The organism is Neptunomonas sp. XY-337 (genome assembly GCF_004959845.1).
GTDB classification, from domain to species: domain Bacteria; phylum Pseudomonadota; class Gammaproteobacteria; order Pseudomonadales; family Balneatricaceae; genus Neptunomonas; species Neptunomonas marina.
Genome location: NZ_SPLL01000007.1, coordinates 167717 through 185012, shown reverse-complemented (window position 1 = coordinate 185012; position 17296 = coordinate 167717). Strand labels below are relative to the sequence as shown.

Annotated in this window: 18 protein-coding genes; 7 read left to right on the top strand and 11 right to left on the bottom strand. The window is 50.0% G+C overall.

The window, feature by feature from the left end:
• Positions 1 to 3 precede the first annotated feature (3 nt).
• Positions 4 to 2538, bottom strand: a complete 2535-nt coding sequence (locus E4L36_RS15705) for a VanZ family protein (protein ID WP_136681384.1) — start codon at positions 2536 to 2538, stop codon at positions 4 to 6.
• Between the two features lie 118 nt (positions 2539 to 2656).
• Positions 2657 to 3316 (bottom strand): TIGR02466 family protein, encoded by a 660-nt coding sequence (locus E4L36_RS15700; protein ID WP_136681383.1) that lies wholly within the window; start codon positions 3314 to 3316, stop codon positions 2657 to 2659.
• 280 nt (positions 3317 to 3596) lie between these two features.
• Here E4L36_RS15700 and E4L36_RS15695 point away from each other — a divergent pair, with 280 nt between their 5' ends.
• The 6 genes from E4L36_RS15695 (at position 3597) to E4L36_RS15670 (ending at position 8466) form a co-directional block, all read left to right on the top strand.
• Complete coding sequence (locus tag E4L36_RS15695; RefSeq protein WP_136681382.1) at positions 3597 to 4226, top strand: CCXG family PEP-CTERM protein; 630 nt, start codon at positions 3597 to 3599, stop codon at positions 4224 to 4226.
• 149 nt (positions 4227 to 4375) lie between these two features.
• The gene (gene minC / locus E4L36_RS15690; protein ID WP_136681381.1) at positions 4376 to 5098 is read left to right on the top strand and encodes a septum site-determining protein MinC; all 723 of its coding nucleotides are present in this window, start codon (positions 4376 to 4378) and stop codon (positions 5096 to 5098) included.
• 53 nt (positions 5099 to 5151) lie between these two features.
• Positions 5152 to 5967, top strand: coding sequence for a septum site-determining protein MinD (minD, locus tag E4L36_RS15685; RefSeq protein WP_136681380.1), 816 nt, complete (start codon positions 5152 to 5154; stop codon positions 5965 to 5967).
• Entirely contained in the window at positions 5967 to 6218 is a 252-nt protein-coding gene (gene minE / locus E4L36_RS15680; RefSeq protein ID WP_127694867.1) for a cell division topological specificity factor MinE, read from the top strand. The genes minD and minE overlap by 1 nt, the downstream gene beginning before the upstream one ends.
• 44 nt (positions 6219 to 6262) lie before the next feature.
• A complete protein-coding gene (locus E4L36_RS15675) occupies positions 6263 to 7648 on the top strand; it encodes an MFS transporter (protein WP_136681379.1) in 1386 nt (461 codons plus the stop codon).
• 371 nt (positions 7649 to 8019) lie between these two features.
• On the top strand, positions 8020 to 8466 hold the full coding sequence (locus tag E4L36_RS15670; RefSeq protein WP_136681378.1) for a hypothetical protein: 447 nt from the start codon (positions 8020 to 8022) through the stop codon (positions 8464 to 8466).
• 4 nt (positions 8467 to 8470) lie between these two features.
• Here E4L36_RS15670 and E4L36_RS15665 read toward each other — a convergent pair whose 3' ends face one another.
• The gene (locus E4L36_RS15665; RefSeq protein WP_136681377.1) at positions 8471 to 9433 is read right to left on the bottom strand and encodes an RluA family pseudouridine synthase; all 963 of its coding nucleotides are present in this window, start codon (positions 9431 to 9433) and stop codon (positions 8471 to 8473) included.
• A gap of 152 nt (positions 9434 to 9585) precedes the next feature.
• Between E4L36_RS15665 and E4L36_RS15660 the strand changes: the two genes are divergently transcribed.
• Positions 9586 to 10584 carry a hypothetical protein gene (locus E4L36_RS15660; RefSeq protein WP_136681376.1) on the top strand — a complete coding sequence of 333 codons (999 nt, stop codon included), beginning with the start codon at positions 9586 to 9588 and terminating at the stop codon, positions 10582 to 10584.
• Positions 10585 to 10589: 5 nt separating this feature from the next.
• Here E4L36_RS15660 and E4L36_RS15655 read toward each other — a convergent pair whose 3' ends face one another.
• From E4L36_RS15655 to E4L36_RS15625, 8 genes are all read right to left on the bottom strand, one after another.
• Positions 10590 to 11003 carry a GNAT family N-acetyltransferase gene (locus E4L36_RS15655; protein ID WP_169051563.1) on the bottom strand — a complete coding sequence of 138 codons (414 nt, stop codon included), beginning with the start codon at positions 11001 to 11003 and terminating at the stop codon, positions 10590 to 10592.
• A gap of 152 nt (positions 11004 to 11155) precedes the next feature.
• Positions 11156 to 11290 (bottom strand): hypothetical protein, encoded by a 135-nt coding sequence (locus E4L36_RS18095; RefSeq protein WP_276317524.1) that lies wholly within the window; start codon positions 11288 to 11290, stop codon positions 11156 to 11158.
• 139 nt (positions 11291 to 11429) lie between these two features.
• Positions 11430 to 13136 carry a SpoIIE family protein phosphatase gene (locus E4L36_RS15650; protein ID WP_136681374.1) on the bottom strand — a complete coding sequence of 569 codons (1707 nt, stop codon included), beginning with the start codon at positions 13134 to 13136 and terminating at the stop codon, positions 11430 to 11432.
• A gap of 9 nt (positions 13137 to 13145) precedes the next feature.
• Positions 13146 to 13454 (bottom strand): STAS domain-containing protein, encoded by a 309-nt coding sequence (locus E4L36_RS15645; protein ID WP_136681373.1) that lies wholly within the window; start codon positions 13452 to 13454, stop codon positions 13146 to 13148.
• A 32-nt stretch (positions 13455 to 13486) separates the two neighbouring features.
• Positions 13487 to 14677, bottom strand: coding sequence for a methyl-accepting chemotaxis protein (locus E4L36_RS15640; protein ID WP_136681372.1), 1191 nt, complete (start codon positions 14675 to 14677; stop codon positions 13487 to 13489).
• A gap of 48 nt (positions 14678 to 14725) precedes the next feature.
• On the bottom strand, positions 14726 to 15778 hold the full coding sequence (locus E4L36_RS15635) for a chemotaxis response regulator protein-glutamate methylesterase (protein WP_136681371.1): 1053 nt from the start codon (positions 15776 to 15778) through the stop codon (positions 14726 to 14728).
• Positions 15779 to 15797: 19 nt separating this feature from the next.
• On the bottom strand, positions 15798 to 16427 hold the full coding sequence (cheD, locus tag E4L36_RS15630; protein ID WP_206064601.1) for a chemoreceptor glutamine deamidase CheD: 630 nt from the start codon (positions 16425 to 16427) through the stop codon (positions 15798 to 15800).
• Between the two features lies 1 nt (position 16428).
• Positions 16429 to 17274, bottom strand: a complete 846-nt coding sequence (locus E4L36_RS15625; RefSeq protein ID WP_136681370.1) for a protein-glutamate O-methyltransferase CheR — start codon at positions 17272 to 17274, stop codon at positions 16429 to 16431.
• Between the last annotated feature and the right edge of the window lie 22 nt (positions 17275 to 17296).

The following is a 17296-nucleotide window of genomic DNA, read 5'->3' as shown; positions in this document are numbered from 1 at the left end:
AACTTAGTCTGCCCAGCACTCCGCCATAAACAACGCCACCAGACGGCGCAAGACACGCGAGGGGCTCATTCCTAAGATACGCGCAACATCATTCAACAACGCGGCGTTTTCTGCGGTGAGCTCTACATGGGTTTGGGTAAACTCTGCTTTATTGGTCGCCATGGCGGTTTTACTAAGCTGCATAGCGATAGCGGCCGCTTGCTCTTTGCGTTGCGCACCGTCGCCAAAGCGGCCGATCACTGCATTGAGAGTCCCTGATAGCGTATCGCCCCGTGCCTCACCTAACTCTGTTAGGAAATTCAGCTGATCAAGGTGGATATTCAGTTCTAGGGTTTCATCCGAGTGAGGCACTGGCGCAGGAGCTACGGGCTGCGTTGTATCTTGGACGATGCGTTTTGCTAGCCGTCCACGGCTATGGGTGTACAAATAAAGCCTGCCGATACCAATTAAGCCAATCTGCGCTGCCGCCATCAAAGCACACCAGCGCATAAACAATATACTCTGAGCAAGCTGGGAATCTTTCTCCGGAGCCAATAAGAAATTGATCGGAGAGAACACCAGATCGCCTTTCATCACCACATCAGCCAGCGCAGCATTGAGCAAGAACCAGCTAATAGGTAACGATACCAGTAATACGGTAACGGCTTTAATTGCCCCTCTGGAGGTGCCAAGCCAGTGCGCAGCAAAGGCTGCCGTCCAAGCGATAAGGAGGTACAGCGCTAAGACCGCCCAACCGCCGCCGATTAGGCCATCGGTAGAGAGAAGTTCGATCAGATTATCCGTCACCGCCAGATCAAAGATGACAAAGCGCGCCGCAAGCAACAATGGCAGTGCAGCCAATGCACCCACCAACAGTATTTTGACCAGATGATTCAACTCGATCTTACTCGCGGTGCGATAAGCAAATACCAACCGGTATGCCAACGCTAAAAAGAGAGCAAAAGGCGCCACAAGCGCACCGAAGCGCAGTGTGTTTTCAATGCCATGGAAGCTACTCCAGGTGTTGGAACCGGCAAGATCAGCCACGGTTTCGCCAGTAATCGCATTCGATAGCATTAAGTAAAAGATAACCGGCACACCCAAGCCTGCAATCCACATCCATAACCACGGCATCCGCGAGCGCGCTGCACGGCGGCCAGCCCATGCTGGCGCACCGCCCAGCCATACCCAAGCGGCGCCAAAGAAGATGAGGTCTAGGCTATTGCCACCTAACCAAAACATTTCGCGCACGTTGTAGGGCACACCGGGTAGACGCACAACAAAATAGCTCACACATGCAATCGCTAAAATAGCACCGACCACACCGCCCCAGAAAATACCGCTTAGCGGTGCATTATCGGATGGTATAGCCGGCTGGCGAGTTTTATCAGGCAACGGCGCAGAGGGAACAGGTGTTTTTGCTGCACTCTGCTCAGCAACAGGGCTACTTTTTCCAGCCGTTTTGTTTAACCAGTAAGCAAACCAAACGTAGATAAGGTCGGTGATATCTGCTGTGTGATAGAGGTTAAAAATCTGGATAAACTCAGTAATCAGAACCAACGCAAATACAAGCATGGCGCTGTTACGCAGTTGAATGCCTCCGCGCGTTAAGCACCACATCGCACCCGCGTAAACGAATACCTTAAACGCAAGCGCGATAACACCCTTGATGATCGAACCACCCAGAAAGCCTGAGAAAGGCACCCAGTTCAGCACGGCCTCGCTAACCACCAGCGAGAACGGCGCCATGGCCGCAAAGAACCACCCCACCAAAAGAAGCAACCCCAGTACCTTATAAAACAGCTTGGTTTGCGGGATTAACGCAAGGCAAGCGGCTGCTAACCCAAGTGCCGCCACATCTGTTAAGGCGATTGAGTTATCCACAATCACCACTTCTAATGCGAGTACCAAGACACCTGAGCTAACCGCTAACAGCCGCTTTTTGCCCTGTAAAAACGCCATCGACAAGACGATCCCATAGAGCACCCAACCCGCTGTTTGTAGCACAAGTAGAGAGAGATTCAGTTCGGGTGTGAGCAGCAGTGGTTTCACTGCGTTTTTGTAGGCTTGCAGATCAATCGTTGGCACAAACGGCGCAAGGCGATAACTCAACCACAGCACAAGCAATAGCATGGGGATACTGAAAACTAAGCGGCTATCATGCTGCAAAATACGGCTGCGCAATGGCTCATAACGCGCAGCCCCCACCCCAATAGCCATACCCAGAGCGTTCCAATATACGTCGTAGAGAGCCGGGTCGCGGGATGGGATGATCAACTGAACAAACTGGCTGACAAGCGCGAGTAAAAGGCCACCAATCGCTACAGAGGCCAGCGTTTCACGGCGTTTTTTTCCGCGCTGCCGATAGTAAAGGTACCCCAAAAAACCAAAGGGAATAAACAGCGCCACGTTGCCGAGAATATCGCCAATTGAAGGGTGCCCCCAGACACTGCTCAAAAACGCGCTCAGCGCAGTCGCGGTATTATCTAATGAAAAGATAAACGGATATGCTGATCCATAGAAGATCAAAAAGCTGGCAATGTAAAAGGCCGTTCGCATAGCTTCGCACCTTGGCTAACTTGTTTTCCCTAGTCCTGCCTTTGACTGAGCAAAGGCAGCGTTCACTGTGCTCTTGAAGGCGCAACGATAGCCCAGAAGCGCCCTTGGCGAAAGCGTCTCAAACCAGCGTCACAGCGCTGTTAAAGGCGATCACAACGCGATCCTGCTCACCAAAATACGGCAGTGCCGAATGTTTCAAATAGGAAGGGAAGATAACAATCTGCCCTTCAATGGGTGCAAAATCCCAAAAGCCCTGCTGGTTGAGGTAGGCTGAACCCGCATCCGAGTAATGGTCTGCATTACCGCGCGGGTCATAAAAACGATTCACACCATTACGCGCAGTTAGGTTGGCATCGCCTGGCGCCAAATAGTAGATGCCACACCAAGAGCAGTTTGGATGCGAGTGCACATCGTGATAACCACCGTTTTGGGTTACATGAAACCAAGACTCGGTAATCTCTGCTTCACCTTCGGCCTCTGGCGGCCAATAAGGTGCATTCACTTGTGAGGCAACCGCGCCAATCAACTCCTCTAGCATACGGCGCAGCTCCATAATCGCTGGGTTATCTGCGGCCAGAAAATCTAACTTACTTTCGAATAGCTGGTGTTTAGCTGTGGTCGCAACCTCGCTTTCCACCGCCTTGGTTTGTTGGCGTTGGCTTGCATAGATATAACTGAGCAAATCCTCTTTCAAGAAATCATGTTCTGGGTACTCCGTTACAAAAAGCGGTGAACTCCAAGCCTCAATCGCTTCAATCATGGGAGAGTCTGTTTGCATTGCCTAGCCCCTAAATTCTGTGTGGGCATATTGTATGCGCATTCGTCAGCGCTGACTAACGCCTAGTTTCAACTTCCAACAAAAAAACGTAAGCAAAGCCACTCTATAAAAACCACCAAAACAACAAACAATTAAAACAAATATAAAAATTAAAATTAATTAAAAACAATAACTTAAAATAATTTTAAAACAAATATTAAAAAAATATTAGAAAAATAAAGGATACTCTTCTAAACTTCAGATCAAACGCACACAGTTAACGGATTAGAGAGTTAAGCTCATGAAGAAAATGTTTCTTAAAGCAGGTCTCGGTGGTTGTCTTTTAATGGCAAGTCTTTCTGCGCAAGCTGCACTCATCACATTAGAGACACGCTCTTTTGAAACCAACTTGTTCAACAATGATTGGGCACAAAGCTGGGCAGCACACTCAAATGCCGTCAACTCGCAATCGCTAACAGGCTTTAGTGGCCAGTTCACAGGTAACAACACGTTCAACCACGTCAACATCAGCTTTGACACGGCATTGAGTGGCGTTTGGGATTTCGAAGCAGGGCTTGATGGCCACTACGGTGCAGCTATTTACCTAAACGGTAACTTAGTGACTCAACGTGCGGATGATCTTTGGTGGGCTAACAACTGGAACAGCTCTGATATTATCGCACTGGGTAACACCAACCTATCGTCAGGCTCACATAGTCTAGATATCTATTGGGCCGAGAAATGCTGTAATGGCGGCAACACGATCCGTTTCAGCCACAACGACGACAACTGGCAAACACTCACCGTTGCAGCGCTTGAAGATGCCGGCGCACCGTTAGCGAAAGATAGCAGCACAGTTCCGCTACCCTCTTCGCTTGCGTTATTTGCGATCGGTGCGGCTGGCCTCGGTCTGCGTCGCCGACGCGGTTAAATTATCCAGCGCGCAGCGCTTGCTGTGCGCTCCCTCTTTTTTACTCCCCCTCCTCTGTTCAATTTCTAGTAAGCAGGTAAACTAATCGTCTTTACAGATGGTGTGTGCACTAACGCCCCATTACCGGTTAGAGTCTAAGGATCTGCTCCATGAATGAGCCCAACTTCCAACTGAAAGGAAGTGCGGTTACAGCTATCGTTTTAGAGCTGTACCAATACGACACCCAAGCATTTCGTGATGCGCTACAGGAGAAGGTGTCTCAAGCCCCAGCCCTATTTACTGCATCACCTATTGTTGTTCAGCTCGACAAACTGGAGAGCACGCTTGATCCATCGCTGCTTGCAACACTGCTGAAAGACTGCCAAAACTGTGGCCTTCAGCCTATGGCGCTGCGTCTAAACGATGAACAAGCCGAGCAGCTTACAGAGCTACCCCTGCCGCGCTTACCTGCGCTTAACTCACGCTCGCGGACTGTAGAGCCAGAGCCGAGCAAAGCGGCGTCGGAAGTGGTCGTGAAAACGGTCGTTGAAGAAAAGATTATCGAGCGTGCGAGTAAAATCGTGACGCGCCCTGTTCGCTCAGGACAACAAGTATATGCTGAAGGCACCGACTTAATTATCTTGGCTCCGGTTAGCGAGGGCGCCGAGATTCTCGCGGACGGGAGCATACATGTTTACGGCCCGTTACGCGGCCGCGCCTTAGCAGGCGTAAAAGGTAATACCCAAGCACGGGTGTTTTGCCAAAGCTTAGAGGCTGAGCTTATATCGATTGCCGGAAACTTTAAGCTCAGCGATGCGCTGCGCGCCGAGCGATGGAAGCAGGCCACACAAATCAGTTATCAAGATGATCAATTAATCGTCATGCCGTTGTAGTGTTTCAGTAGTAGTCAGTAAACGGCAGCACAACAGAATTTTAGGAGGACAACTTGGCTAAGATTATCGTCGTCACCTCAGGAAAAGGTGGTGTGGGAAAAACCACAACCAGCGCAGCAATCAGCACCGGCTTAGCACAGCGCGGCCATAAAACCGTCGTAATCGATTTTGACGTAGGCCTGCGTAATCTCGATTTGATCATGGGTTGCGAGCGCCGTGTCGTTTACGATTTTGTTAACGTCATCAACGGCGAAGCGACGCTAAACCAAGCGCTGATCAAAGATAAGCGCAACGAAACGCTGTTTATCCTGCCAGCCTCGCAAACACGTGATAAAGACGCGCTCACCACTGAAGGTGTGGAGAAAGTCTTAAACGAACTCAGCGAAGAGTTTGATTACATTATCTGTGATTCGCCAGCGGGCATCGAGAAAGGCGCGCAGATGGCACTCTATTTTGCTGATGCCGCAATTGTGACGACCAACCCAGAGGTTTCATCAGTACGTGACTCTGACCGCATTTTGGGCATTTTGCAGAGCAAATCACGCCGTGCAGAGCAAGGTCTTGCCCCTGTAGAAGAGTACCTTCTGCTAACCCGTTACAACCCAGAGCGTGTCGAAGCCGGTGAAATGCTCGGCGTGAAAGACGTTGAAGATATCCTCGCGATTCCGCTGCTTGGCGTTATTCCAGAATCCGAAGCCGTACTCAAAGCCTCCAACCAAGGTGTGCCAGTGATTCTAGATAATGAGTCCGATGCTGGCCAAGCATACGATGACGCAGTATCGCGCTTACTCGGTGATCAAGTTGAGCATCGTTTTCTAGAGGTACAGAAGAAGAAGGGTTTCTTGAGCCGTTTTTTAGGAGGTAAATAGTGGGTATTTTTGATTACTTCCGCAGCAAAAAAGAGCCCTCTTCAGCCTCGGTTGCTAAAGAGCGTTTACAAATTATCGTGGCACACGAACGCGGTAAGCGTTCAGGCCCTAGCTACTTGCCTCAGATGCAGCAAGAGATCGTTGCCGTCATCCGCAAATATGTCGAGATCGATGAAGATCAAGTTCAGATTCAGCTGGATAACAACGATGAATGCTCGGTGCTTGAACTTAACGTAACACTCCCGGACTAAGACTGAGCGCGCCACTGTGGCGCACTTATATCAAGAGGTCCGTCATGCCAGAGCTATTGCAGCCGCTCCGTGATAAGCGCTTTCGCTGGCTTTTTTTCAGCCAGCTTATCTCTCTTACCGGCACTGGGCTGGCAACGGTTGCTTTAGCTTTGCTTGCTTATGATCTTAGCCCCACCAGTGCTGGTGCGGTACTGGGCACCGCGCTTGCGGTCAAGATGGTGGCCTACCTAACCATTGCACCTGTTGTCGGCAGCTATGCCTCCTTACTGCCGCGTAAGTATTGGTTGGCGGGGTTGAACTTAGCGCGTGCGGGCGTGGTTGCCTGCCTACCCTTTATCGCTGAGGCGTGGCAACTCTATCTACTGATCTTTCTGCTCAATGCTCTAGCCGCAGGCTACACACCTGTTTATCAAGCGTTACTACCCGATATCCTCCCCGAGGAGCAAAGCTACAATCAGGCATTATCGCTATCGCGCCTCGCCACGGAGATGGAAGCTCTGCTCAGCCCAGCATTAGCGGCGGCACTTCTGCTGCTCCTACCCTACGACTTGCTATTTACGTTTAACACTATCGCTTTTGTGATCGCGGCAGCGTTTATCGGCTTAGTTACACTGCCCATTGCGCAAACCACGGAGAGAAGCGGCGGAGTTTGGCACCGTATCAGCTTCGGCGTACGTAGCTATCTCAAAACGCCGCGCTTACGGGGTGTCCTTGCGTTGAACTTAGCGCTTTCATTAGCCGGGGCGATGGTGATCGTGAATACGGTTGTGTACGTTCGAGAGGTGCTTGGCCTTAGCGAAGAGGCGGTTCCCCTTTTGATGATGGCGACCGGTGTGGGCTCAATTGCAGCAGCGCTGCTTTTACCTGCGCTGATGCAACGCTTCAGTGACCGAAACCTCATGCTGAGCGGCGCTCTACTCTTTCCACTATCGCTGCTTTTAGGGGCCGCACCGCATAGCTATGTGAGCCTGTTTCCACTGTGGGTAGTCATCGGCTTTGCGACCTCTTTAGTCTTAATCCCTACTGGTAAAGTGATCCGAGACTCCTGCCAGGCTGGGGATAGAAACGACTTTTTTGCCGCTAACTTTGCGCTGACGCACGGCATGTGGCTGATTGGCTATCTGCTCGCGGGTCAGCTGGGAGCCCAACTTGGCTTAACTCATACCTTTGTGATGTTGGCGGCCATGGCAGCAGTGGCGATCTTAATTGCCAGCCAACAGTGGGCAAAGGCTGAGCCTGAAGCGATCTGGCATGAACATCAAGCGCTGAGCCATGCGCATCCACATACACACGATGCGCACCACCAGCATGCACACGAAGGTTGGGAGGGCCCTGAGCCACATACCCATATGCACCATCATGCGACGGTTAAGCATAAGCACCCTTTCACCATCGACGAGCATCATGTGCATTGGCCAAAAGAGCAATAGCTCCTTTATAAGACTAAAGTTACACACACCTTTTGTGGATAAGCCTGTCGACTACTGCTCTAACAGCGCTACAAAGCCCATAAATAGGCGCTTCGCAAATTTTGATGAATTCCTAAGCAGCGTTAGCAAACCGCTGGTGATACACAATCTCAATCAACAGCACAACATGCGCACCAAATCAGTGCTTTATACAAAAAAACTGCACCAAAACATCTCTTCATGCCCCAAAATGAAGCACAGATATGGCGCTTACAATAACGGCTCGTTTTAAAAAACCCACTGTTTAGCGCGACTTACCGCTAGCTGACACGGATTGGTATACCTATTGCTGACTAAAGAGAGATCAAGGCTGCTATCCGGAGATCTCAACGATGCAATCACAAGCAAGTACATCAAGTAGTGAAACGGCCATTCTCATTGGTGGTAACCAAGCAGATAAAAATCATCTTGCACTGGCACTCGAACCTGCGGGCGTCGAGCTGGTAAACCAACAGGCACTTGCGAGCAACTTTATGCAAGCGATTCTCGAACAAGACCCTGATCTTCTGTTAATGCTACTACCTGCCTCAGATTGCATGCAGCACCTAGCGTTAGACCAGTTAGCGAGATTGGGGCGAATTAAGGGCTTTCCGACACTATGCTTTCTGTCGGCCACGCCAACACCAGAATTTGTGCGCCGTATCTGGATTGCCGGAGTCGATGTATGTATCGACTATAACTATCCCGCACATGCGCTTAAGGCCGCGGAATTGATGGGGTACATCAATTGTGCACAGCGCCACTTCTATCAGAGCGAGCTACAACAGCGAAGCTTATAAAGCGCTAAGCCGCCAAATCTAGAGTAAGCTCTACGGCCACCAAGCGATGATATAAGCCACCTAAGCTGGCAAAGTCTTGGCGACTTAGCGGCTGCTGTAAGCGCTTGAGATAATACTTACCTTGATGTTGATAAATTTTGTCACCAACAATGGGGTGCCCTAGGGCTGCAAGCTGCGCTCGAATTTGATGCTTGCGGCCGGTCAGCAACTCACACTCTAGGACACTAGTCTCTGATCCTCGGCTCGTAACACGAAACTTGCTGCTCGCTAATTTGGGCTTTATATAACCAACCGCTGTTTGGCTCTGCGCAACATAGACTTGACTGCGAATAGGGCTGTGCTCACGTGTAGCCAAATAGTTATCGGCCTGAATGGCATCCCAAGAGGGCACACCTGATACTTCCGCGCGATATAGTTTACGGATCATCAGTTGCCCTAAACGCGGCTTCCAATAGCGGTCAGCCTCCGCATCCTTTGCTACCAGCAAAATGCCAGCCGTTTCAGTATCTAACCGATGGAGCAACCGAGCATCGTAGTATGGCGTCTGGCGGCGGATCATAGAAATAAGGGTATTGAAAAGGTTGCGCGTAGTGCGGCTCACCGGCAAGAGGGGCGGCTTGAACACAGCCATGAGCTGGTCATTTTCCCAGAGCAACTCCCAGCGGGTATCCACAGGCTCCTCTTGATGGTTGGGTAGCTCAATACAGAGTTGCGCCCCCTCTGGAAGCACTGTTGGCATCGCGCAAGGCTCACCGTTAAAGGTAATGCAACCTGCAGCACACAATTGAGGAGCTTGAGCGAATAAATTAGAGAAGCGCTGCGTAATAAGAGTTTCAACCGTCGTTTTAGTCTGAAGTGGCCATGCTGTGAGGATAAAAGGCTGCTCACAACTTAGCAGCACCGGCCGACTATACAAGCGCTCGGGGATACGTATCGTTACTGCGCAGCTGCGCTCAGCTCGGGTCATAGGTCGCACCTTGTGAGTGATCTTTTTGTCATGTCAGCACGCTAAACTTTTACAGGGCTATAACATGTCTTCTGTGCTTAATTATCTAGCATTCAGCTATCCCTTGTTAACATTGGCGCCACTTTGTCGCAGATTGCTATCAGGAAAGACTCATGGAACCTATATTGCAGACCATTTTCACCGCATTTTCCGGGCTACCGAACGCGATGGAGCAATATAGCCGTTATCTCGATCTTGCCCTGCTTGCTCTGTGTGCAGTACTATTTTTACGCGGTGTTACGCTAGCGCGTTGGATCACCTATCGGGCATCTCAACTCACCCTGACGCTGCTGTTGCTGGCAGCGATGAGCGTTACACTTTGGCTAGTTGTTAACTTATTTGGCAAAGATACCGTTTCACTAGCACTGAACGGCGCCTCCTCATTCTTAATCGTACTGCTCTCTTTCCTCTGTTTTCGCCAGCTACCAGGCTTTCTCCTCACAATGAAAGCACTGACAGTGCTAACCATCAGCATATTCTTGGCGCTGCCTGTTGCTCTTCAAGTTGGTCTCAAATTCTCTGACGCTAACGCGTTAGACTATCGAGCAGCAGGAGCAGGGCTGGCTGCCGTCACGTTATTGCTGGTGGGGTTGTTTTATAAGTTGGGTCGGCTCGCAGCCGGACTCGTGGTTGGCTTAATCGCCAGCACAGGCGGGCTATTCTTTGCCGAGCGCTTAGGGCTGATGCCTATTGATCTGAGCCATGGCGATAGCTTTTTAAGCTACTATCGTTTGGGGGATCTATGGCCTAGCAATGTATTTAGCGCACTATTGTCTGGCAACGTTTCGGCAGCAGCAGCCCAAACGCCTATGTCCGGTATCGGGCTGGTGCACCTCGTAGCCATACTTGGCGCTGTGGTGTCTGCCGCAATCCAGTTTCCCCAAGAGCGCAATAGCATGAATACATTTGTCAGCAAGCACTATTATCGTGACTATCCGCAAGGGGCATTTGGCCGCTTCCTCTTTGAACTGGGGCAGGTTTTCACCTTTGAGCCATCCGCAGCGAAGCAAAGAACCAAGAAAAAGCCTTCAGAGGCTGGCGATGCCGACACCGAAAACCACTCCGCGAAAAACCAAGCGGATCAAACAACTGAAGCGACCCCAGCTACCTAAGTACGCTAGCTACCCATATAGCGCATTAGAGCGACTTTTTGCCCGTCGCGATTATATCGCTGTAGCAACGGCATCAGATGAGGCGTTGCTACCACCTCTGCAAACCCAGCGCGTTGATAGAAGCTAACTAAGTGCTGATACGGAAAGGTGTAGCATTGAGATAAATGTCCGCCGTTTGATAACTGCCGTAGCAAGGCACTGCCAATTCCCTGATGTTGAACATCAGCTGCCACCCAAACGCCACGCAAAATACGTTCATGGGCTTGGAGAACAATACGCGCAGCTGCACAGATCACTTCGTTATAATCAACTAAAACCCAGTTTTCATCGCGTGTCGAAGCCTTGCCTTTATAACCGGCTTGCTTGTAAAAGCGCTGTAATGCAGGAAAGTCAGATGGGAGAACTCTTTTAAGGTGCATAGTCATGCGGTGATATTAGAGTCGACAAACTCACAGTTCAAGAGACTCGACGACCTCTTAAAGCGCCTGCCCTCTTGCTCAACTGCCTTATCGAGGAGGCAATAAAAAAGCCCGCTATTTAAGCGAGCTTTTCATATGCTTATGGCTAGGGCTTACTTTTCTACTTTATCTTCGTTCATCAAAGAACGTACTTTAAAGAATGCCCATACCATTACACCAGCCATACCAGCTACACCTAACAGGCTTGGCCACAGAGTTTCAAAAACATAGGGATCCATACCAAACATAACCGCCACCTTCGTGAATTTCTTATCAACTTGGGTTCAGATTACACCCCTCCCGTAGCGTTAGAATTGATATGGCTCAATACTCATATGCCTGCCACCCGATCAAAATTTGAACTATTGATCTAGCGCAATTTTTCGCTTAAGACCGCCAAACAAACTCAGCCTCAGCACAGCGGCCATCATCGTAATAATGAAGAGATTCACACAATTCCCTAATGAGAGTGATGCCGCGTCCAGAGAGTTTTGGCTGAGCATCTTCGTTACTATTTGGCTCTTTCGACAGCCATTCATCGAAGGGGAAACCTTCGCCACTGTCCTGGATGAAGATAAACAAACGCCCACCATCAAACTCTTTAATATGCGTTAACTGCAGCTCAATGTAGGAGTCGGGACTTATTGCATTGAGCCGCTGCTCCCGCTCAGAGAAGTACTCTGCAAAACCCTCTGGGCTGGCCTTCATCTCCGATGATAGCTGCAAAACACCATGATCCAACGAGTTTACATAGAGCTCCGTTAAGATCGTAAATACATCATGCCAGTGGTCGCTCGGCCCCTCTATCTCTTGTAGGTGACTCATACCGATGGCAACAGGATTGAGGCGCTTGAGGTTGCTGCCATGCAAGCGAATTCGCCACTCCCAACGCGCGCCCTCTTCGATCGTTTCACCCGGTGCTTGCACAGCACCCGCAACCGGAACCTCTTCTAAATCCAGATGCGCTGGCACCTCAATCAACGAAATATCATCTTCCTGCACGTGACCACGCGAAAACAGCTCCACAGCGCGGGTAACACGCTTAATAAGCTGCTCTTCTTTACATCCCTGCTTAGCTGCCCAGAGCAGTCGCTTCTCGCCGAAATAATCGCCCTCAAGATTCCGCGCTTCAAGGACACCATCACTCACCATTAGAATTCTCGATTGCGCATCTAATGTCACACGCTTCACGATCAACTGATCCAAACGAAGCGTGATACCCAAAGGAGGATCCGAAGACTCGATACGTAACACCACATCGCCCTCAGGTGACAGCACCAAAATATCAGGCATCCCGCCATTCCAAAGCGAACAGTAGCCATCTTGGGAAATGGTAACGAAAGCTGCCGCAAGAAACATCCCAGTTGGTAGCAACGTACTAAGCTTGCTGTTAATCTGCTTAAGGATATCCTCCGCCTCATACCCCTTAGCGGTCATGGCTCGAAAGGTCTCTGCTAAAGGAATTGCACCAACAGCAGAGGTGAGGCCGTGGCCAGTAAAGTCACCTAATAGGACATTTAAGTCACCATTAGGGCGGCGCGCTGTTAGCTGCACATCACCACTGAAGGTAGAAGCTGGCTGTTTGTGCAGCTTAACTTGGTCAAGGCACACATTGCCCTGTTCAACAGCACCACTAAACAGCTGCTCTGCCACTTCCTCTTCGCGATTGCGGATACTATTGAGTTCGCGTATTTCACCGTACAGCTTGCTGATGCGCTGAATTGCATAGATCTTTTGCTTTAAGATCTCCGTCGAAAACGGGCGACAAATAAAATCATCCCCACCTGCGCTAATGCTCTTACGAATCACCGCCTCGTGTTCGGAGCTGCTTACCATAATAATGGGCACGAAGCGGTCACCGGCTTCCTCTTTGATGCGGCGGGTGGCCTCAATACCATCGACTCCCGGCATCACAATATCCATCAAAATAACATCGGGGCGGTGCTGGCGGTAAAGCTCAATAGCTTGCTCACCGCTCTCTGCTAGCAGTATTTGAGCATCAGGTCCCTCAAGCATGGCAGCCATTGAGTTCCGGTTTGCCGCTAAATCATCAACGATGAGAATGGTGCTTATTTTGGTGGACAGCTCACTCACAGGACACTCCTACGCTTCAATCGTTACAAAGCGGTCGAAGTTGGCGATCTTAAGAATTTTCGCAACAGAGGGATGAGGTTTAGCAATCACAACTTTACTTCCTTGCCCATCTGCATGCTCCTTCAGCAGCAGCACCATACCTAGGGCTGAACTATCCATATATGAGGCTTGGCTCAAGTCGAGTTTATACGTCACGCCACTTTGGTTGACATCTTTATAGCTGTCACGAAATGGCTGGTGCAAGCTGTAATCAAAGCGGTCGGAAATGCTGATATCCACATGGCGCTTATCGTCGGATACTGAGGCACTAATAGGCATAATTCTCTCCTGCAATAGGTAGTAATAACGGGTTAAAACAGCTCAACTTCACCCTCTTCCATATCCACTTGAGATACGGTTCGCGCTCGGTTCCGCTCGGCACCCTGCTCACGTAAACGGCGGCAGGTAGTTAAGACCTCTTCAAGTTGCGCACTGGTTTCTTTTGGATCGATAAACTGAATCGCCCGCAAACCACTAGAGATCTCTTGCAAAGAGTTAATATTATGATGAAGCGACTGCAGAGCTTGGGAGGAGATATCTTCAAACTGCAACGAGCGTGTCGCATCGCCTACCGCTACTTCCATTTGCTGACCGACTTGACTGATACTCTCAACGCGTTCAGCGATAAATGTATTCATGCTGCCAACATTGATCAGCATCTTTCCGACCCGTTCTTTTGTCTCGATCGTTTCAGAGATATCAGAGGATGCCATTTTACCAACCGACTCACGCAACAAGCTGATGGAGCCATTAGCGCTGGTAATTTTATCGCGGATTTGGCTATTCAACTCTGCTGAACTGATCGACAACGAACGGACTTCGTCGGCAACAACGGCAAAGCCTCGCCCTGCTTCACCGGCACGAGCCGCTTCAATACTCGCATTCAGTGCTAGGAGGTTGGTCTGAGACGCCAACCCTTCAACGCTCTCGATCAGACTGAAGATCTCAGTGAGTTGTTTAACCATGTCATCAATTTGATGAACTGTTTCCAAGCTATTTCGGCTGACGATGACCATCATATCGACGAACTGGTCGAGCACCTCTCCGGCATCTTTCAAGAAGTCCTGCATGTTTAAACCATCATCGCCGTTATCGCTGGTTTTATTGATGATTTCAAACACACAGTTGCCCTGCTCAGAGGAGAGCTGATTCATCTGATGGAAACACGACCCCATAGTCTGCACAGCATCCTTGATCAAATGATCCACACGATCGACCTCTTGGTTAATGATGCGTGCTTCAAACTCAAGTGTTTCGCGCACTTCGTCGAGAGCAGGTTTAATCGAACCACCATCAACATGGCCAATTCTCGTTTGCTCAACCGACTCGGGCGCGCCCTCAGTGGCAGAGCTTCCAGACTGGCTTTGCAGCAGCGCACCCAATAAACCGATGATAAGTCCGGCCTCAGCAACCCAGCGCAAAACTTGCGAGCCAAGTACTTCCCCGAGCACTAAAACAGCAGCTGCAACAACGGCTAAAAAGACACCCCATTTATTACTCATTATCTCTTCCTTTCTGATTTTGCCGCATGTTAAAAGGTGGTGCTTATATCAGCGTAGCCGCTGTAACAAAGAACGTGGAATTTTATTTAGCGAAGCGACCTCATCCGCAGCACCCAGTTTGACCGCAGACCCAGGCATTCCCCATACAAGACTACTCTCTTCGTCTTGCGCAATGGTATAAGCCCCAGACTGCTTCAAACGCAACATAGCGGCTGCACCATCACTCCCCATCCCGGTGAGCATTACAGCTAGCACTTTGGGCACTCTCGCTGCGACTACCGAATCAAACAATGCCTCAACCGAAGGCTTGTGACGGTTAACAGGCTCATCGTCTGTCACTTGGCACTTAAGTGCTGCACCGTGGCGGCTTATACGCAACTGAAAGCCACCCGGCGCGATATAAGCCATGCCGCGCTGCAACGTTTGTCCATGTTGAGCTTCCACCACACTCAGTGGAACTTTTTCATTCAGGCGCTTAGCAAATCGTTCGCTAAATGTAGCCGGAATATGCTGAGCAACGACAATCGGTGGCATCTGATCTGGCAGATGCATTAAGAGATCACTTAGCGCTTCGGTTCCACCCGTGGATGAACCGATAACAATGAGCTCTTTTCCTTCACCAGCGCTAGGGGGTGCCGTGTTCGCTTGCGGTGCAACAGGCACAGACAATTGAGGAGCACGTTTAACGAGGCGCGACTTCAGAACACCCGCGGCTGCTACTTTATCGTTAAGGGTTTGGGCAAACTCTCCCACCATACCAGCCGCACCTAGCTGCGGTTTCTGAATAAAGTCGATAGCGCCTAGTTCAAGCGCTTTGAGTGTTTCGTCTGCACCTTTCGCCGTCAAAGTGGACAACATAACCACCGGCAGTGGATGCAAACGCATTAAGTTTTTCAAAAAAGTGATGCCGTCCATCTTTGGCATCTCAATATCAAGCGTGACAACATCGGGGGCGAGAGCCTTAATTTTATCTCTCGCTTCATAGGGCTCCGCTGCTGTGCCAACGACCGTGAGCCGTGGATCAGATGAAATAACTTCTGACAGGACTTTACGAATCAACGCCGAGTCATCGACAACGAGAACCTTTAAAACTTGCCCCATACACGAACCCCTTTAACCATCAAAACAACTCAACTTCACCACCCACAGCACCGGTATCGATACGCTGCTGGTACTGCCCTTCCGCTGCCAGTAGTTTACTGTTGTGCAACGTCGCAAGCTTCTTCACTAACATTCGGCCTTCCATCGGAAGGTACGCAACATTTCTAGGGTTATCACCGCCTAAATCGGATGAAACTATGTGAAACCCTTCCATGCGCAAATAATCGGTAACAAACTGTGCATTGAGCGCGCCGATATCGGACATTCCCTGCATCATATTGCCACCGCCAGTCACTTTTATTTCTAGGCGCTCACGCACGCCACCAAACTTCATCACTTCGTTGATCAACTGCTCCATCGCATATGCGCCATAGCGAGAAGACTCCGACAAAGCTCCGCCCGTATCCGAGTCCGGCAAGATGAAGTGATTCATCCCACCAACACCCGCAACCGGATCCCGTACGCAAGCCGCCACACATGAGCCCAATACAGTCGTGATCGCTTCAGCGCTACGAGTGACATAAAACTCGCCCGGCTTAATTTTCACAGCAAAGCAGTTACACTTGCGAAACCAGTAGCGATGGTAATGCTCAAAGCCGATCAGTGAGGGCGCCGGCTCCATGCCAGCAGGTCTTGCAATCGAGCTCATCTCAATACACCTTACGGTAAACCGTTTGGCCAATTAGCTTAAAACGGTCTGTCAAACGAAATGGCGACTCCGAATGCCCAACAAAAAGAATTCCACCAGGTTTTAGGACTTCAGCAAACTTATCCAACAGCATCTGCTGAGTTTCTTTGTCGAAATAGATCATCACATTGCGGCAGAAAATCACATCCAAAGGCCCCTTAAAGGGTAGCGCCTCCATCAGGTTCAACTGCTTAAACGTGATGAGCTGCTGCAGTTCAGGAGCAACTTTGACATTACCCTCTTGCGCACCTTTACCACGGCGAAAAAAACGCCGCTTAAGCTGCGCAGGTATACTCTCAATGCGCTCAATGCCATAGATACCATTGGCGCCGGTCTGCAGCACTTTGGTGTCGATATCTGTGGCAAGGATCTGAATATCCCAATGCTGCGTCTCAACAGGCGCCGACATACAACTGATAGCGATGCTATAAGGCTCCTCGCCCATCGAGCAGCCAGCAGACCAGATGCGCAAGCGCCGACTTGCGGCGACCTCAGAAGACGCAATGATCTCCCGCTGGAGATACTCAAAGTGATGATTCTCACGAAAGAAGGAGGTCAAGTTCGTGGTGAGCGCATTAATAAACATACCAAACTCATCGTCATGCTGAGTCAGATACGCAAAGTACTCATCAAAGCTATTTAACCCGAGCTCCCGTAAGCGACGAACTAAGCGGTTATAGGTCATGTCTTTTTTATGATCAGACAACGTGATACCCGCATGTGCGTACAGCTCTTTGCGCACCCGTTCAAAGTCTTTCTGTGTAAATACAAACTCTCGTTCAGTCGCTTGAGGACTCGTTACCGCCATTGTAGGTACAGCTCCCTTGTAT

Excerpts from the sequence above, each read along its gene's own strand:
- E4L36_RS15660 (WP_136681376.1), top strand. The coding sequence starts at position 9,586 with ATGGAACCTATATTGCAGACCATTTTCACCGCATTTTCCGGGCTACCG.
- E4L36_RS15670 (WP_136681378.1), top strand. The coding sequence starts at position 8,020 with ATGCAATCACAAGCAAGTACATCAAGTAGTGAAACGGCCATTCTCATT.
- E4L36_RS15625 (WP_136681370.1), bottom strand. The coding sequence starts at position 17,274 with ATGGCGGTAACGAGTCCTCAAGCGACTGAACGAGAGTTTGTATTTACA.
- cheD (WP_206064601.1), bottom strand. The coding sequence starts at position 16,427 with ATGAGCTCGATTGCAAGACCTGCTGGCATGGAGCCGGCGCCCTCACTG.
- E4L36_RS15665 (WP_136681377.1), bottom strand. The coding sequence starts at position 9,433 with ATGACCCGAGCTGAGCGCAGCTGCGCAGTAACGATACGTATCCCCGAG.
- E4L36_RS15700 (WP_136681383.1), bottom strand. The coding sequence starts at position 3,316 with ATGCAAACAGACTCTCCCATGATTGAAGCGATTGAGGCTTGGAGTTCA.
- E4L36_RS15640 (WP_136681372.1), bottom strand. The coding sequence starts at position 14,677 with ATGAGTAATAAATGGGGTGTCTTTTTAGCCGTTGTTGCAGCTGCTGTT.
- E4L36_RS15645 (WP_136681373.1), bottom strand. The coding sequence starts at position 13,454 with ATGCCTATTAGTGCCTCAGTATCCGACGATAAGCGCCATGTGGATATC.
- E4L36_RS15705 (WP_136681384.1), bottom strand. The coding sequence starts at position 2,538 with ATGCGAACGGCCTTTTACATTGCCAGCTTTTTGATCTTCTATGGATCA.
- E4L36_RS15635 (WP_136681371.1), bottom strand. The coding sequence starts at position 15,778 with ATGGGGCAAGTTTTAAAGGTTCTCGTTGTCGATGACTCGGCGTTGATT.
- E4L36_RS15695 (WP_136681382.1), top strand. The coding sequence starts at position 3,597 with ATGAAGAAAATGTTTCTTAAAGCAGGTCTCGGTGGTTGTCTTTTAATG.
- E4L36_RS15675 (WP_136681379.1), top strand. The coding sequence starts at position 6,263 with ATGCCAGAGCTATTGCAGCCGCTCCGTGATAAGCGCTTTCGCTGGCTT.
- minC (WP_136681381.1), top strand. The coding sequence starts at position 4,376 with ATGAATGAGCCCAACTTCCAACTGAAAGGAAGTGCGGTTACAGCTATC.
- E4L36_RS18095 (WP_276317524.1), bottom strand. The coding sequence starts at position 11,290 with ATGTTTGGTATGGATCCCTATGTTTTTGAAACTCTGTGGCCAAGCCTG.
- E4L36_RS15655 (WP_169051563.1), bottom strand. The coding sequence starts at position 11,003 with ATGCACCTTAAAAGAGTTCTCCCATCTGACTTTCCTGCATTACAGCGC.